We start from the raw sequence: 16,153 nt of genomic DNA, 5'->3' as shown, positions 1-16,153 counted from the left end.
TGACCACACGGTCATGGTATCATACCCTATCCACCATTCGCAAGATTAATTGTTTATCATCCGGGTAAAATTCTGAATGTTTTCAATCGCCCGTTCTGCGTAACGCTCTGCCCGTTCTTTTTTGGAACGAATGCGCTCAGGTAACTCTGCAAACAACCCAAAGTTTGCATTCATGGGCTGGAAGTGCTTTGGATCAGCAGTCGTAATATAGTGGGCGAGGCTTCCAATTGCTGTTGATGGAGGCGGTACAACGGGCTCCTTTCCAGAAACCAGGCGTGCCGCATTGATCCCGGCCAGGAGACCGGACGCTGCTGATTCCACATAACCTTCAACCCCTGTCATTTGCCCTGCAAAGAATAGGTCATCTCTTTGCTTGAATTGATAAGTGGGTCGCAACAGTTTGGGAGAATTGATAAACGTATTGCGATGCATGACACCATAGCGAACAAACTCGGCCTGCTCCAATCCTGGAATCAAGCGAAATACCTCTTTTTGCGCTCCCCACTTTAAATGGGTTTGAAAACCGACCATATTATATAACGTACCCGCACTGTTATCCTGGCGTAACTGCACCACAGCAAAAGGTCGCTCTCCTGTCCGTGGATCTACTAACCCAACAGGCTTTAGCGGACCAAATAACAGCGTCTTTTTTCCCCGCTGGGCCATGACTTCAATCGGCATACACCCTTCAAAATAAATCTCCTTCTCAAACTCCTTCAGTGGTACCACTTCTGCTGATACGAGTGCATCATAGAAACGGTTGAACTCCTCTTCGGTCATCGGGCAATTGATATAAGCAGCCTCCCCTTTATCATAACGAGATGCAACGAAAACTTTATTCATATCAATGCTATCTTTTTCAACAATGGGGGCGGCCGCATCGTAAAAATAGAGATATTCCTCGCCTGTCAGGGCTTTCAGCTTCCTCGACAATGACTCGGATGTAAGAGGACCAGTCGCAATCACGGTAGGGCCATCGGGAATGTCAGTCACTTCGTCTGTCACGATCTCAATCAATGGATGATGGTGAAGGGTCTGGGTAATTTCTTCGGAAAATGCTTCACGATCGACAGCAAGTGCACCACCCGCTGGCACTGCATGTTTATCGGCACTTTTCATGATAAGTGAATTCAAATGCCGCATCTCTTCTTTCAAAACACCCACTGCATTGGTCAATTGATTGGAACGCAAGGAATTACTGCAAACAAGCTCTGCAAATTGTCCACCACGATGGGCGGGTGTTCTTTTTTTCGGACGCATTTCATAAAGGCGTACGGGAATACCCCGTTCTGCAATTTGCCATGCCGCTTCACTGCCGGCAAGACCCGCTCCCACTACGGTCACCTGTTGTTTACTCATGCTGTTCAACCCCTTATGTTTTGATTTCTTCATAATCACACTTGGTACAAACAATGGCGGTCTCTTTTTTCTTCTTCTTTTCAACCATCAGGCTGCCACACTTGGGACAAGGTCGATTCACCGGTTTATCCCAAGAGACAAAGTCGCAGTCCGGATATCGATTGCATCCATAGAATAAACGGTTCTTTTTCGATTTGCGCTCCACAATTTCTCCTTGGTGGCATTTTGGACAGGGAACACCCGTTGACTTCAAAATCGCTTTTGTAAAACGGCACTCCGGAAACGCAGAGCAAGCCAGAAATTTTCCGAAACGCCCGAACTTGTAGACCATCGGGCTCTGACATTTTTCACATGTCTCATCGGAAACTTCATCAGCAATTTCCACTTCTTTCATTTCCTCTTCAGCAAAAGTCAGGCGCTCTTTAAACGGTTGATAAAACTGGTCCAGGATCTGAATCCAATCGGCTTTTCCCTCTTCAATTTGATCCAGATCCTCTTCCAAATGAGCCGTAAATTCGACATTGAGAATTTCAGGGAAAAACTCTTCCATCAGCTGGATCACGATTTCACCCAGTTCAGTGGGAACAAATCGTTTTTCTTCCAAACGCACATATCCGCGCTTTTGAATTGTGTCCAGTGTAGGGGCATACGTACTCGGGCGTCCAATCCCTTTTTCTTCCAGCGTTTTCACCAATCTCGCTTCTGTATAGCGAGGAGGTGGTTGGGTGAAATGCTGTTTCGGTTCAATTTTTTCCCGTTTCAGCGTCTCCCCCTGGGTAAGGGGCGGCAGGAATTTCTCATCTTCATCCGCTTTTTTGCCATCATCATTGCCTTCCACATATACCTTCATATATCCGGGAAATTTGATTTTCGAACCAGTCGCCCGAAACAGCGCCCTACCTGCTCGAATATCTGCAGATACGGCATCCAAAATGGCTGGAGCCATCTGGCTGGCAACAAACCGTTCCCAGATCAATTTATATAGACGAAGCTGATCTCTCGTCAAATAATCTTTCAGCATCTGCGGAGTCCGCCATACCGAAGTGGGGCGTATCGCTTCATGCGCATCCTGGGCTCCTTCTTTCTTTTTATGTGTACGAGGTTCTTTTGGGATATAGGCATTTCCAAAGGTTTGCTTGATATAATCGGTTGCTTCTTTCTGTGCCACCTCGGAAATGCGTGTCGAATCGGTACGCATATAGGTAATCAACCCAACGCTTCCTTCTGTTCCAATATCGACTCCTTCATATAACTGCTGGGCAACGGCCATCGTTTTCTGCGCACGGAAATTCAGCTTTCGTGCTGCCTCCTGCTGCAGTGTACTTGTAATAAAGGGTTGAGCAGGCTGACGCTTTCTTTCGCTTTCCTTGATCGACTCCACGATAAATCGCTTGCCTTTGATTTCGACCAGAAGCGCTTCAACATCTTCTTGTGATTTAAGTTCAACTTTCTTTCCTTCATAACCGTAAAACTTCGCTTCCAACTTCTCTTTGCCAGATAGCAAATGAGCCGTCACTGTCCAGTACTCTTCGGGTTTAAACTCACGGATTTCCCGTTCCCGGTCAATAATCAATTTCACTGCAACCGATTGTACCCGTCCGGCGCTAAGGCCTTTCTTTACTTTTTTCCATAACAATGGGCTGATCCCATAACCAACGAGGCGATCAAGAATTCTTCGGGCCTGTTGCGCATTGACCAGGTCCATATTGATTTGACGTGGGTGTTTAAAGGCTTCGACGATCGCCTGTTTGGTAATTTCGTTAAAAACAACCCGACACTTCTCATTGATCGGCAAATCCAGGCTATGCGCCAAATGCCAGGCGATGGCTTCTCCTTCACGATCAGGGTCTGCCGCCAGATAAACACGTTTCACCTTCTTTTTGGCATCCCGCAGTTCTTTGAGCACATCCCCTTTTCCGCGTACGGTTATATATTTCGGTTCAAATTGATTATCTACATCTACCCCTAATTGACTTTTTGGCAAATCACGTATATGGCCCATTGATGCTTTCACAATGTATTTTTTGCCCAAATATTTGCCAATGGTTTTTGCTTTGGCTGGTGATTCGACAATAACGAGCGAATCTGCCATTTTCATTACCTCCTCTCGTACGCTTTCTCATCTATTTCAAGTGAGTATTTTTCCTATTGTTTCCCTGGTTCACACTCGTATTTGTTACAATACCAAATTTTGAACTTGCTCGGCAAGCTTTCACTTCTTCTTTTCACTCCGATCGCAAACGATTCGTTTTGTCTACTGGCGTACATAGTAAGATCCAGGCAACTGAACAATCAACTGCTTGAGTTGCAGTGACAGAATCGCCTGGTGAATTTCTCCCATGGTCATGGCTGGAGCAACCCGTTCGATCAATTCTGTCATCTGGATCGGATCCTGTGAGATATATTGTAGAAGTTTATGCTCATTTGCGTTTAATGTGCTTTCAATGGATGAACTCTTTTTTTCTTTTTCCTGTGGCAAGATGTATGGAAATTCTTCAAATATATCTTGCGCACTGGTTATGCACTTCGCTCCCTGTTGAATGAGGCGCAATGTCCCTTGACTTTGTTCTACCATGATGGATCCAGGCACTGCAAACACTTCTCTTCCCTGTTCCATGCTGTAATCGGCGGTAATGAGCGACCCACTGCGCCTGGCTGCTTCAATGACGACAGTTCCATGACTGAGTCCACTGATGATGCGATTCCTCCGCGGAAATAATCCCGGATGGGGTTGGGTATCCGGTGGCATTTCCGAGACCACTGCACCCTTTTTTATCAATTCTTCATAGAGGAAACGATGATTTCTCGGATAAATGACATCCACGCCTGTCCCCAATATGGCAACCGTTTTTCCTTGCACCTGTAAAGCGCTCCGATGGGCTTCTGCATCGATCCCATGTGCCATTCCACTCACAATCACCCACCCTGCCTGAGCGATCTCTTCACACAGATAGCGGGTAGTCCGAATGCCATAAGCAGAAGGTTTCCTCGTTCCTACCACGGCTATGCAATGATCTGATAATAAATGTATATCTCCTTTCACATAAAGGACCCATGGCGGTTGGGCTATCTCTTTTAACAGCTCTGGATACGTTTCATCCATGGGGGTCAGTGGAATGATGTTTCTTCGCTTTAAGTCGGTGACCACTTGTCTGATAAAATGGGGATTCCACTTTTTCTGCAAATGCTCAATTTTATTTTTGGAAGTTTTGTTCATGCGCAAGTAATCAGTTAACTCTGGGGATATTTCCTGATCCGGTAACCAACCCCATTCCAGCATCCGGTGAATGGTATGCCATCCGATCCCATCAATCTGATTTAAAGCGATCAATCCATCTTGTATTTTCATCCTATTCCCCCAATTTATTCCAATATCGTTGAATGAAAAAAGGAACCGATGTGGTTCCTCAGCTTGTTGACAAAATTTCCGTTTATGCCGGTTTTCCTTTTCCGTTTCACTCCCGTTGCTTAAAATCGAGCAAGAAGTCGTTCAACTGGAAAAGGAAAACCGGGTTTGTCAACGGCCTCTTGAACCGATGTGGTTCCTTTTTTTCAATTTCTCAGTTCTTTGTAATGCACTCGCCAAGCAGTCCTCTTTCTTCCAACACACGTACCAAGGTTTCGCCGATAACCGCTGGGGTAGGTGCTACCGCTACACCGCATCTTTCCAAAGTGGCAATTTTTTCTGCTGCTGTTCCTTTACCGCCGGAAATGATCGCACCTGCGTGTCCCATCCGTTTTCCAGGAGGTGCAGTTTGTCCACCGATAAAGCCAACAACCGGTTTGGTCATGTTTGCCTTAATCCATTCAGCTGCTTCTTCTTCTGCGGTTCCGCCAATTTCTCCGATCATGATGACCGCTTTGGTGTCTGGATCTTCTTCAAACGCTTTTAAGCAGTCAATAAAGTTGGTTCCATTCACAGGGTCTCCACCGATTCCCACGGCAGTGGATTGACCAATACCACGGGTGGTTAATTGATGAACTGCTTCATAAGTAAGGGTTCCACTACGCGAAACGATACCAACATGTCCTGGTGTATGAATATATCCAGGCATGATTCCGATTTTACACTCACCGGGGGTAATGACACCTGGGCAGTTTGGACCGATGAGGCGTGTTTTCTTTCCTTCCATGTACCGTTTTACTTTTACCATATCCAGTACTGGAATTCCTTCTGTAATACAGACAACCAAGTCCAATTCTGCATCGACCGCTTCCATGATCGCATCAGCTGCAAATGGTGCCGATACATAGATCACGGAGGCGTTTGCGCCCGTTTCTTTTACTGCCTGCTCAAGAGTATTGAAAACAGGAACGCCTTCAACCATGGTTCCGCCTTTACCTGGGGATGTACCACCAACGACTTTGGTTCCGTATTCAATCGCCTGTTTGGTATGGAAACGCGCAGTTGCGCCTGTAATTCCTTGAGTAATGACTCTGGTATCTTTATTTACAAAAATACTCAACGTAAAGACCCGCCTTTCTTTCTCGATTTGGTCATTATTCCTTGCTTAAGCGTTTTTTACCAATTCAACGATTTTTTGCGCTCCATCTGCCATGGAATCTGCTGCCACAATATCCAAACCGGATTCATTCAGGATTTTCTTACCGAGTTCAACGTTGGTACCTTCCAAACGAACCACCAGCGGACGATCCAATCCAATTTGTTTAGCAGCAGCTACTACACCGGAAGCAATCACGTCACATTTCATGATTCCACCGAAGATATTGACAAAAATTCCTTTTACATTTTTGTCGGACAGAATGATTTTAAAAGCTTCTCTCACTTTGTCTTCGGTTGCGCCGCCACCTACATCCAGGAAGTTGGCTGGCTCACCATTATAATGCTTGATGATATCCATCGTTGCCATGGCAAGGCCCGCACCGTTTACCATACAACCGATGTTTCCATCCAGCGCAATGTAGCTGAGGTCATACTTGGACGCTTCGACTTCTTTCGGATCTTCTTCATCCAGGTCACGTAATTCGACAATATCTTTTTGACGGAACAAGGCATTGGAATCGAAGTTGAGTTTTGCATCCAAAGCCATAACCCGACCATCTTTGGTGGTAACGAGTGGGTTGATCTCTGCCAAAGAGCAATCTTTATCCACAAATGCATTGTACAAGCCCAACATGAATTTAGCGGCTTGGTTCACTTTGTCTTTTGGAATATTGATGTTATATGCCAAACGACGAGCCTGGAATGGCATCATGCCTACAGCCGGATCGATATATTCCTTGAAGATTTTTTCCGGGGATTTGGCGGCTACTTCTTCGATCTCCATTCCACCTTCTTCGGAACCCATCATAACAACCCGGCCGGTCGAACGATCGATCACCACACCAATGTAATACTCTTTTTCAATGGGACAACCTTCTTCGATCAACAGGCGTTTCACTTCTTTTCCTTCCGGACCCGTCTGATGGGTTACGAGAATTTTGCCAAGAAGCTCACTGGCATATTGACGTACTTCATCGAGGCTACGAGCCAGTTTCACTCCACCTGCTTTTCCGCGTCCACCCGCATGGATCTGGGCTTTCACTACCCAAAGGTCTCCACCCAGTTTTTTGGCAGCCTCTACTGCTTCGTCTACTGTAAACGCAACATGTCCATTTGGAACCGTTACACCATATTGCTTCAGGACCTGTTTACCTTGGTACTCGTGTACGTTCATTCCCGATCCTCCAATCAAAGTCATTTACTTCATGAATCCATTCTGCCAAACTCGCTAACCATTATGTAAAAATATCCATAAAAAAGAAAAAATCCATTCCATCGCCAGTTTGGCTCAAAAGCAAGTATAGCGCATGGCAAGGGGATTTGCCAACCATTTCAATGCAGTGTTTTTTCACGCATGAAATAGATAACATGTAAATTTGGCATGATTTGACCTGGGATGGTTTCTTTTGTTAATGGCAAACGTTTTCTTTTCCATTAAAAAAGAAAAATGGACTTTTTCCAGTCATAAATAATAGAACAGACTAGTTTTCTAGCCTGTTCATCACAAGTGATTTTCCCATTAATCCATCATGTATTTTACAACTGTCGCGATAATAAAGACGAGGAACAGGATCCCAAAGGACCAGTTAAATCCTTTTACTCCATACAATGCATCATATCTTTCTTCTTCACGTACATCTTGATGATTGCTCATTGAAAACCCTCCTCTTCAAACATTGCAACCACAGTTTCTATATATCATACCAAGTATATCACGCTTTATCCCAATCGAAAATGATATGCTTCCACAGGAATCTGACAAATCCATGGAAATTGAAACAGGGGAACGACTCATGATCATGATAAAAAAAGGTCGACTTACCCATAATGATAATAAAAACAGGAGATGATCTTATGCGTTTGTCACGATTTTATCAACACGTAAGTGTCTTTGCCTTTTTACTCCTTTTTGCCATACCAGCTTATGCGGCTGCCAACCCTTTACCCGTTCGTGATGTCCATCTCTTCACCGTTGAATACAAGACCAAAATCAATGGACAAGAAGCAGAGGTGTACCGCTGGGATCCTGGTCAGATTATCGTCAAAAAAGGGGAAACGGTTGCTTTACATTTGCATGGCTTTCACGGGAAAGAACATGCCTTCTCCATTCCCAAGCTCCAAATCAAAGGAAAAGTGAAAAAAGGGGAAACGACAACGGTAACTTTTCAAGCCAAAGAGCCGGGAACCTATGAATTGATCTGTCACAATCACTATACCCATCAACAGCATGGACCGATGATTGGATATATCACGGTGGTGAACTAGCGCTCGAAATGGCAATGCGTGTACATACAAACATGAATGTAATCCCTTTTCCAAAAAACGAGGTTGAATGGAGCAATGGACTTTACAGAAATGCTGTCTGAAAGCCCACGGTTTGAGGGGCTGTTGACAAATTAAAGGGATTTTTGTTAAAACGTGTAGAATTGATCTACACGTTTTATTCTTTGGAGGTGGATTCCATATGATGGGAAGAGATGAATTCAAACAAAGTCAATTTATTTTTGTAAACTTAGATGATTTTGTTCCACAAAATCATTTACTCTTCAACAACATGTAGATTTTACATTTATTTATGATAAAGTTGAGTATCTCTACTCAAATGTAGGACGTAAATCGGTTGACCCTGTCCTTCTCATCAAAATGTTATTAATTGGTTATCTTTATGGAATCCCTTCAGAGAGACGACTTGAAGAGGAAGTAAAAGTTAATTTAGCATTTCGCTGGTTTTTGGGTTTAGGTTTAGAAGATAAAGTACCTGACCATTCCACCATTAGTCAAAATCGTCGAAGACGATTTAAAGATAGTACAGTTTTTCAAGATATATTTGATCATATTGTCCAACTTTGTATCGAAAAAGGACTTGTAACTGGAGAAATTGTAGTAGTAGATTCAACACATATTAAAACCTATGCTTCACCAGAAAAAGTTGAGAAAGTTCAGATAGATAAAAAGCCATCTGATTATCTTATTCAATTAGAAGATGAGGTAAAAAAGATAGAAGAGAATTTACAACGAAAGCGAGAGGTTAAAGGATATAAAAAACGCGGAGTACAACGCCAAATAAAGAAAAATATTAGAAAGTAGAAGTAATCAAAAGCAAAACAGATCCTGATGCAGGATGGATGAGTCGACCAAATAAACTGAAAGGATTCTACTATCTTGGGCATGCTAGTATTGATTGTAAACATGGAATAATTACCGACCTTTACGTTTCCCCAGGAAACGTAAGTGATAAGGATCCATTTATTGATCTTCTTAAGATCCAAAAGCAAAAGTATCCGTTACCCATTAAGAAAGTCGTAGCTGATAAAGGTTATGATAGCTCTATCATCCATCAACAACTAAGCACATTGAAAATAAAAGGGTTTATTTCTCCTCTTGAAATAAACCATTCTTCTAATGGATTTATATATAATGATCAAACTGATCAATTTACTTGTCCCGAAGGAAGCCATCTCGTTTTTACTCATTTAGAATACCCTAGTGATAAAGAGCGTTATAGAAAAATATATTCTGCTAAAGCAGATCAATGTAATCAATGTTCGCTGCGCTTTAAATGTTTTGGAAAAGCAACTAGAGCAAAAACGTTCAAAAAACCATTGTTTTATGAATTTTTGGAACAAAATAGAGAACACTCCCTTACTATCGAATATAAAAAACTCCAAAGACTACGTAGGATCTGGTGTGAGGGAACGTTTGGGACTCTTAAGCAATTACATAATCTAAGTAGAACACTTAAGAGAGGCATTAAAAATGTTCAAGAACAATGCCTCTTTTCGGCAATGGCATTAAACTTAAAAAGGATGATAAAAGCATTAGTATAAGTAAGATTAGTAAACAGAAAATATTTATTTAAGCAATTTTGGGCTCTAGTAGAGCCCAAAAATACAAAATGGATTGGTTATCTTTATCTCCAATCCATTTTGTCAACAGCCCCTTGAATCGTGGGATGAAAGACGGCGTTGCTCGGTAATCCCATCATGGGATTGCTTAGAGCAACAATTTTCTATATAACCAAACATATGAGCGGTGCTCATCCTACTGGTAGTAGGTCGAATATTCCTGTGGACGTCATGGTATGAGGTTCTGGTAGCGAAAAGTCTCCTACCAGGTAAAACCATGAGAGTGAATTAAAGGAACTAGCATACTGGTAACAGGTATGCCGCCCATGTGGGTACATGCGGCTTGGTGCCGTAGAACTGCATGGGATGGGGTGATGACACACCCCTAAACTTGGGCGTTGTCCAAAACGGAAACGGACTGCGGACGCTAACGACCCAAGAATCCCACGGCTTCAGCCGTGTGGAGTGTCAATCGATCAGCCTCGTTTTTCCATGACGATAAGGTTGCTGGAAGGTTTTTAATCATTTGAAATGATACACCCGTCCAAACAACATAAAGTACAACTTTTCTAGATAAAATACTTCTAACATTACATTAGGAGTGTTTTATCATGTACAAAAAAGCTGTTTTGTCTGCAATGGGACTGTTACTTTTACTTATTGTACCATCGCCACATCTGCAGGCTGAAAATGAAAAACCCAAACCCTCCTACACGCTGATTCAAGATACACTAATTACTGCATTGACGCCTTACCTCAATCAGGCAGTAAATGATTATTATAAGGAATTTAAACAATTTTCTCTGTGGGATGCCAGGATTCTGGAAATCAAACGTTTGCAAGAAGGAGGATATGATTTCAATGTGAAATTAATGGTGCAAACGTTTGAGCATGCCCACTCCCCTCCTTATGGAAAAGAAACGATTACACTCAATGTCAGTCCTTTTGGGGTCAAAGTGATTGGGTATCAGCATCAGGGCGATGAATGGGAGAAACGAATCCATCGATTTTACCAAGACGCCCTTACTGATCTCATTCAGGCCTTTGACCTGAAGTTGCAAACTTTTACCTTCTACCGCTATGGACAATTATTGTACAGGGTGAAGGAAAAATCGCTGATTGACATTGTGAGGTCCATTCAGGCCAACATTATCAATAAAGAAATTACACCACCTGAAAAAAACGTTATCAACCCTGTTACCTATATCAAGGGGGATCAAGCTTATATTCTGTTTAAGCTTGCCGATGGAACCAATGTGCTCTATGTACTGCAAAAAGAAAAGAACATTTGGAAAGTAATGGAACAAAAGAAAAAACCAGGTAAAAAGATGAAAAAGGAGTTACTTTGGTACATGTGAGCCCATCACTCACAGAAAAACAAAAAACACTTGCAAATCGACCAAGCTGAAAGTGGGTAACTTTGGCCTGGCGAATGGATGCAAGTGCCTATGACAGAAGACAGATTCATTGAAGCCCTTTAGGTGATGCGATACTGAATCGGAATCACTTGCTGGTTCAGGATACAGAAACAGCGAACTTCCGGCTTTACTCCTGAGAGAGATACAATCACATACGCAGATTCTGGGTAGTTGGCATGAACCACGTTGTTTCGGGATGGATATGGAGGTGCTGTGGGATGAGAATGGTAAATTCCCACCAACTTTTCTCCTTTTCCCTCCATTTGCCGAAAAACCGCTTTGATCTGTCTGATATCCATTTCAAATGCATGAGGGCTTTGCAGCACATTGGTCATGGGCCACAGTGTACAAGCCTTTTTTCCTTTTCCTGATAAAAGTCCACAGGCCTCTCGGGGGCGTTCCTGAAGACAGTGTTGAATCATGGTGGTATAAACGTTTGGACTGAATACCAAATCATCAACAAAAGTTCTGTTAGGATGGAGCTTTTTTACCGCAACATCCACCACGCCGGGCAACCGGTTGCTTTTGCGACTGCCCCTGTGCTGGTTGAGGCACTGGGCGGACGAGCCGAGCATTATTTTGCATGGGCTGACAAAGGTTGAACCTGGTTTTTTTGAGGTGAACCTTGATGGCTCATCACTGGAGAAGGACCTTTCTGCGGGTAAGAAGGCGTTGACTTCTGATTGGCCATCCGGCGTGCAAGGTTTTCCATCATTTGATAATTGGTGTATACACTTTGCGAAGGAGTGGGTCTGCTTTCGCTATTATGGGTACTTTTATAAGGGGAGTACTGTATCTGGCTCGAATCCACTGATAAATGTTTTTTTGGTTGCCAGGTTGCTTTCGTCTCCGTTTTTGCTTGCGTCTCCCTTTCTTTTTCTAGGGTATGTATATTCGAAAACATCACCCAAAGTCACCATGGACATCCGGTTTGGGTGCAGATCCAAGCCCATTTTTCTCCGACTGAAAATTCTCCTGGAATGTTCTGGATCAGACAGGACCGGATGCGATCGATTGTCGTTTTGAAAATGATTTGCCTTCAGATATTGTTGTAAAATGCCATCTTTAATTTTCAATGCATTCCTGAGACTCTGCTCCCTTTCTTTCCACTTTGTCAATTCATCTTCGAGCCGCTTTACCTTTTTGTCCGTTTCTTCCAATAACAATCGGTATTCTTCATCTTTATATTCAACCAGTTGTTTATACTCCTTTTCTTTCCATTTATACCATGCAATGATCTCATTTTTTTGTTCCAACAATTTGCGCTTGACCTTCTCATCTTTTTGTTTTTCCGACACGCTTTTGAAAGTCACCTATGAACCCGATCCATCCGGACAGGTGGTTCGAAATATCGATATCAACGGCTCAGGATGGCGTTATTGGATGGGGTTGCTGTTAAGTTGCACTGGTGTATGGGTATCTGGTCATCCCTGGCACTTGTCGCATTGTATCTATGGGTTCCGGCCTCTTTTCCCCTTCATCTCGTCCTGGCTATAGCCGGTGCGGCCTCCTTCATTGAATCCAAGCTGTATCTTGGGTAACCCGGGTATCGGTTCTTTTCTCGGTCACGACCTCTGTTCGATCAGGAGTGACCTTCGAAAGGAACCGATTTTTTTCGTTTGCTATCCGTCTAAAGATTCCGTTATATACCGGGTTTGTAGAGCGGCCTCATATTTTTTTCTGTTTCGTTATGATAAGATGAAATCAAATCCGAATGTGGCGGAGGGGATGATCTTGGAAATCCGCTTTCAAACCCCTTATCAATATCTGTTTATTCATCAAAATGTGAAGCATCTGTTATTGCTATGGAAGAAAGAACGAAAAAAGGAGATTTATGTTGTCCACGAAGAAAATAACACCCTGTATTTGCGCTATCCGGGCGAAACCTATACCGAAATCGTCCTGGATCAAATCAGTCCCATCTTTTTTCAACAGCTCGAAACAGAAGAAGGTGCTTTTCAGGCGGTCCTGGGTGCCACCTTTGAATATCGCGGCAAGCTGATCGGTATGTACTACCCTCAGGAAAATCCGACAGAGCAGCTCTACTTCTTTGAGATTCGAGAAGATAAAATTTTGGAAATCCCTGATGAAGAATATGAAAGTGTTGTCCAAACTTTTATCAGAGAATTTCCCGAGTACATAGCCAATCCAAACTGAGTGGTGATGATCGTGAAGTTGCAACTGCATACCCCATTATGCAATTTACTGGGCATCACTTACCCCATCATCCAGGCAGGGATGGCCGGAGGTCCTACCACTGTGCAAATGGTCGCATCTGTATCCGAAGCGGGAGGTTTGGGAACACTGGGCGCTGCTTATATGGCCCCTGAAGAAATCCGTCAAGCCATCCGCTCCATTCGTCAACTGACCCAAAAACCATTTGCTGTCAATCTGTTCGCCCTTGAAATGAAAGATGACTTTTCGCGCATCACAGAGGTACAAACCGCTCTTCGTCCTGTTTACAACGAACTGGACATCAAATCCCCTTCCCAAACCCTGCAAACACCCAATCATTTGACAGGGCAAATTGAAGTATTACTGGAAGAAAAAGTCCCTGTCATCAGTTCAGCACTTGGTATTTTTCCAGATGAAGTGATTCAGGAAGCCCACAAACAAGGCATGCTGGTCTCTACCATGGTCACAACCGTCGAAGAAGCGATCCAGGCCGCTGAAAAAGGCTCCGATTTCATCGTTGCCCAGGGAAGTGACGCAGGTGGACATCGCAGCACCTTTGACACCACCAGGCATCCACTCGGAGCAAACATCGGTACCTTTTCCCTAATTCCCCAAGTCGTCGACCATGTGCCCGTGCCTGTTGTCGCTGCAGGCGGTATCATGGATGGCAGAGGCCTGATCGCCGCACTCGCTCTCGGAGCCCAGGGTGTACAAATGGGAACCCGTTTCCTGACTGCGATCGAATCAGGAGCCCATCCGCTTTATCAAGAAGCTCTTCTCAACAGTAGCGAGGAAAGCACAACCATTACCACAGCCTTCACTGGCCGCCCTGCACGTGGCCTGCGCAATGCATTTGTCGAACAATTTGAAGCAACAGGGATTGAACCCTTGCCCTTCCCAAGCCAACATACGTTGACATCGGAAATTCGCAAAGCAGCCACACAGCAAAAAAAGCCACAATATATGTCAATGTGGGCTGGACAAGGCACCCGACTATTGAAACAAGGGCAGAGCGTTCAAGAAATGATCCAGGAAATCGTGAAAGAAGCAGAGGACATTTTAGGGTGAATCGATGGCGAAACAAAGAGTCATATAACAAAACTCAGTCCCTTCCTTCCGTTGGGACTGAGTTTTGTTCATTGAAAATGATAATCAGTATTGTATAAAGCGCTTTCATTTAGATTCCTAGATTACTTTCTGGTTTGTTCGACTTCCACACACTCTTCCATCTCTTCCTGCTCTTTCAGCTTCTGGGCCAGTTTCAAGGCAAGCTCTGTGGAACGAATCAATTCTTGCTTCTCTTTTTGTTTACGGAGTGCAAGCGCTTTATGGAAATGGTCCAGTGCCTCATCATAACGGCCTAATTCCATCAGGCATTTCCCGATATGCTGAAGGGCAAAATCATGATAAAAGTACAATTCTTCACAATCAGTCAGATCCTTAACCTCTTGAAAACAAGCAAGCGCTTTATCATGCTGGTCTCCGTATTTATAAGCTTCTCCCAAGCGAATCAGGGTTCTTGCCAAAAGGGCTGGATTATTGAACTGCCGAGCGATCTTCTCTGCTATGGTTAGATAACGGATAGCCGGCTCCGGCTGATCCAGTACCCGATATGCATTACCCAGATAACTGTTTAAAAAGAGAAGCACTTTTTTGTTCTCTTCTCGCTCCGGTTGCCTTTCTATATTATAAAGCAATTTCTTTGCTAAACGAATCGCCCTTTCCAGTCCCGCTCGATCCGTAGCTACCTCCCGATAATAACGATCCGGATCAAAGCGGGTAAACAAAGAAAGATTCGGCAAAGTCTCTTTCATTCCATATAGATGCATTTTGATTTTAGCACTCCATTCAATCCGTTATAAGTGATAGAAAAAATTCGGGAGTACATGAGTAGAGACCATGTATATTCTGAATTCAGTATACTACATAATCTGCTTTCTTTCTACCAATTAATAAATCTGACTCAATATCTTCATATTTTATATAACAAAGAATTTATTAAGATTGATAGATTTAGAAAAGTACTGGAGTGTACATATCTTTTAACCAACGCTCCGTTTGTTTATTGACCCCTGATCAGAATATGGTACGATCACCAACAACACTGATACATATGTATCCTTAGGCAGTTCCTATGTACAACTACTATGAGATAAAACAGGCTACTATATCAATCCAGCAGCCTCATCCTTACATAACATATACCAGATGAATACTCCTCTGCTTATGTTCTACCAAGAAGCGGGGATTTCGAGGGTATATCCTAACGGACATTGACACTCGTGGAGTTGACATGGCGTTCTTACGAACCAACTCCTCTATCCCATCCGAAAATGCATTTGGGACTTTTCTGAGGATGTTATACGTACCTAACATCGGGATGGATGAGCGTTCCATCTCTGGAGCGATAGAGCCCGCATTGATCCGGCAAAACTGTTTGGAGGTGAAACCGCCAATGGTTTACAAAAAACTTCGGCCAAAGAAAGATGAACGCATCAGAAAATTGGAAGAAACTGTGATGAAATATAACAGCCATATGAAAAAGCTCCTTACCATGATAAATGCATACAAACATATGATTGATCAAAGAGATGAGATCTTATCGCAGCAACGAAAAAAGGAAAAAATCTATCAACAAGCGTTACAGCAAATAAACGATATGATTCAACATTATATACAAGACTTACATGATTAACTGTGATCCTGACTTCACTTGATGTTTTTTAATGATGGTGTGAATTCGATCAATGATTGGGGTATCATATTGTGACTGCATCCATTCTGTTAATGTGATACCCCCGTAAAATTTTATGGATGTAATGACTGATCTCAACGAGTTCCCCTGGTCAGAT

The 16,153-nt window shown here is 43.2% G+C and carries 16 protein-coding genes and 1 pseudogene; 8 read left to right on the top strand and 9 right to left on the bottom strand.

The genetic code is table 11. The annotated features are described in order from the left end of the window. Positions 1–45: 45 nt before the first annotated feature. From trmFO to BMZ78_RS18535, 6 genes are all read right to left on the bottom strand, one after another. The gene (gene trmFO / locus BMZ78_RS07870; RefSeq protein WP_093229363.1) at positions 46–1,359 is read right to left on the bottom strand and encodes an FADH(2)-oxidizing methylenetetrahydrofolate--tRNA-(uracil(54)-C(5))-methyltransferase TrmFO; all 1,314 of its coding nucleotides are present in this window, start codon (positions 1,357–1,359) and stop codon (positions 46–48) included. Between the two features lie 13 nt (positions 1,360–1,372). After that, a complete protein-coding gene (gene topA, locus BMZ78_RS07865; RefSeq protein ID WP_093229362.1) occupies positions 1,373–3,451 on the bottom strand; it encodes a type I DNA topoisomerase in 2,079 nt (692 codons plus the stop codon). 162 nt (positions 3,452–3,613) lie between these two features. Beyond that, on the bottom strand, positions 3,614–4,708 hold the full coding sequence (gene dprA / locus BMZ78_RS07860) for a DNA-processing protein DprA (protein ID WP_093229360.1): 1,095 nt from the start codon (positions 4,706–4,708) through the stop codon (positions 3,614–3,616). 211 nt (positions 4,709–4,919) lie between these two features. After that, a complete protein-coding gene (gene sucD / locus BMZ78_RS07855) occupies positions 4,920–5,825 on the bottom strand; it encodes a succinate--CoA ligase subunit alpha (protein ID WP_093229359.1) in 906 nt (301 codons plus the stop codon). A gap of 45 nt (positions 5,826–5,870) precedes the next feature. Further along, positions 5,871–7,037, bottom strand: a complete 1,167-nt coding sequence (sucC, locus tag BMZ78_RS07850; protein ID WP_093229357.1) for an ADP-forming succinate--CoA ligase subunit beta — start codon at positions 7,035–7,037, stop codon at positions 5,871–5,873. A gap of 345 nt (positions 7,038–7,382) precedes the next feature. Further along, positions 7,383–7,517, bottom strand: coding sequence for a YqzM family protein (locus BMZ78_RS18535; protein WP_139203293.1), 135 nt, complete (start codon positions 7,515–7,517; stop codon positions 7,383–7,385). Positions 7,518–7,717: 200 nt separating this feature from the next. Here BMZ78_RS18535 and BMZ78_RS07845 point away from each other — a divergent pair, with 200 nt between their 5' ends. The 4 genes and pseudogenes from BMZ78_RS07845 to BMZ78_RS07830 all read left to right on the top strand — a co-directional run bounded on the left by BMZ78_RS07845 (position 7,718) and on the right by BMZ78_RS07830 (position 11,066). Then, positions 7,718–8,128, top strand: a complete 411-nt coding sequence (locus BMZ78_RS07845) for a cupredoxin domain-containing protein (protein ID WP_175482360.1) — start codon at positions 7,718–7,720, stop codon at positions 8,126–8,128. A gap of 291 nt (positions 8,129–8,419) precedes the next feature. Further along, positions 8,420–8,950 (top strand): annotated as a pseudogene (locus tag BMZ78_RS07840) (transposase); the annotation flags it as partial. Between the two features lie 38 nt (positions 8,951–8,988). Continuing rightward, on the top strand, positions 8,989–9,690 hold the full coding sequence (locus BMZ78_RS07835; protein WP_093229352.1) for a transposase: 702 nt from the start codon (positions 8,989–8,991) through the stop codon (positions 9,688–9,690). A 629-nt stretch (positions 9,691–10,319) separates the two neighbouring features. Then, positions 10,320–11,066: a DUF3888 domain-containing protein gene (locus BMZ78_RS07830; RefSeq protein WP_093229351.1), complete on the top strand. Its 747-nt coding sequence runs from the start codon at positions 10,320–10,322 to the stop codon at positions 11,064–11,066. A gap of 119 nt (positions 11,067–11,185) precedes the next feature. On the opposite strand, the gene BMZ78_RS07825 is transcribed toward BMZ78_RS07830, so the two are convergent. Beyond that, positions 11,186–11,632, bottom strand: coding sequence for a M67 family metallopeptidase (locus tag BMZ78_RS07825; RefSeq protein ID WP_245739783.1), 447 nt, complete (start codon positions 11,630–11,632; stop codon positions 11,186–11,188). 270 nt (positions 11,633–11,902) lie between these two features. Beyond that, entirely contained in the window at positions 11,903–12,424 is a 522-nt protein-coding gene (locus BMZ78_RS07820; protein WP_175482358.1) for a hypothetical protein, read from the bottom strand. Positions 12,425–12,496: 72 nt separating this feature from the next. On the opposite strand from BMZ78_RS07820, the gene BMZ78_RS19130 reads away from it, so the two are divergent. From BMZ78_RS19130 to BMZ78_RS07805, 3 genes are all read left to right on the top strand, one after another. Next, a complete protein-coding gene (locus tag BMZ78_RS19130) occupies positions 12,497–12,667 on the top strand; it encodes a DUF1360 domain-containing protein (RefSeq protein WP_341849631.1) in 171 nt (56 codons plus the stop codon). A 193-nt stretch (positions 12,668–12,860) separates the two neighbouring features. Then, positions 12,861–13,283: a hypothetical protein gene (locus BMZ78_RS07810; RefSeq protein ID WP_093229348.1), complete on the top strand. Its 423-nt coding sequence runs from the start codon at positions 12,861–12,863 to the stop codon at positions 13,281–13,283. Positions 13,284–13,295: 12 nt separating this feature from the next. Further along, positions 13,296–14,369, top strand: a complete 1,074-nt coding sequence (locus tag BMZ78_RS07805) for an NAD(P)H-dependent flavin oxidoreductase (RefSeq protein WP_245739781.1) — start codon at positions 13,296–13,298, stop codon at positions 14,367–14,369. Between the two features lie 122 nt (positions 14,370–14,491). On the opposite strand, the gene BMZ78_RS07800 is transcribed toward BMZ78_RS07805, so the two are convergent. After that, the gene (locus tag BMZ78_RS07800) at positions 14,492–15,130 is read right to left on the bottom strand and encodes a tetratricopeptide repeat protein (RefSeq protein WP_093229345.1); all 639 of its coding nucleotides are present in this window, start codon (positions 15,128–15,130) and stop codon (positions 14,492–14,494) included. Between the two features lie 527 nt (positions 15,131–15,657). On the opposite strand from BMZ78_RS07800, the gene BMZ78_RS07795 reads away from it, so the two are divergent. Beyond that, complete coding sequence (locus BMZ78_RS07795; protein ID WP_139203291.1) at positions 15,658–15,996, top strand: hypothetical protein; 339 nt, start codon at positions 15,658–15,660, stop codon at positions 15,994–15,996. Positions 15,997–16,153: the final 157 nt, after the last annotated feature.

The sequence above is a fragment of the Thermoflavimicrobium dichotomicum genome (assembly GCF_900114055.1).
Lineage (GTDB): Bacteria > Bacillota > Bacilli > Thermoactinomycetales > Thermoactinomycetaceae > Thermoflavimicrobium > Thermoflavimicrobium dichotomicum.
The sequence above is the reverse complement of the archived record's forward strand: the minus strand, read 5'-3'. Positions and strand labels throughout refer to the sequence as shown.

What these genes read in the sequence shown, in the direction of transcription:
- BMZ78_RS07800 (WP_093229345.1), bottom strand. Translation starts at nt 15,130, where the DNA reads ATGCATCTATATGGAATGAAAGAGACTTTGCCGAATCTTTCTTTGTTT.
- BMZ78_RS07795 (WP_139203291.1), top strand. Translation starts at nt 15,658, where the DNA reads ATGTTATACGTACCTAACATCGGGATGGATGAGCGTTCCATCTCTGGA.
- BMZ78_RS18535 (WP_139203293.1), bottom strand. Translation starts at nt 7,517, where the DNA reads ATGAGCAATCATCAAGATGTACGTGAAGAAGAAAGATATGATGCATTG.
- BMZ78_RS19130 (WP_341849631.1), top strand. Translation starts at nt 12,497, where the DNA reads ATGGCGTTATTGGATGGGGTTGCTGTTAAGTTGCACTGGTGTATGGGT.
- BMZ78_RS07835 (WP_093229352.1), top strand. Translation starts at nt 8,989, where the DNA reads ATGAGTCGACCAAATAAACTGAAAGGATTCTACTATCTTGGGCATGCT.
- trmFO (WP_093229363.1), bottom strand. Translation starts at nt 1,359, where the DNA reads ATGAGTAAACAACAGGTGACCGTAGTGGGAGCGGGTCTTGCCGGCAGT.
- BMZ78_RS07830 (WP_093229351.1), top strand. Translation starts at nt 10,320, where the DNA reads ATGTACAAAAAAGCTGTTTTGTCTGCAATGGGACTGTTACTTTTACTT.
- topA (WP_093229362.1), bottom strand. Translation starts at nt 3,451, where the DNA reads ATGGCAGATTCGCTCGTTATTGTCGAATCACCAGCCAAAGCAAAAACC.
- BMZ78_RS07845 (WP_175482360.1), top strand. Translation starts at nt 7,718, where the DNA reads ATGCGTTTGTCACGATTTTATCAACACGTAAGTGTCTTTGCCTTTTTA.
- dprA (WP_093229360.1), bottom strand. Translation starts at nt 4,708, where the DNA reads ATGAAAATACAAGATGGATTGATCGCTTTAAATCAGATTGATGGGATC.
- sucC (WP_093229357.1), bottom strand. Translation starts at nt 7,037, where the DNA reads ATGAACGTACACGAGTACCAAGGTAAACAGGTCCTGAAGCAATATGGT.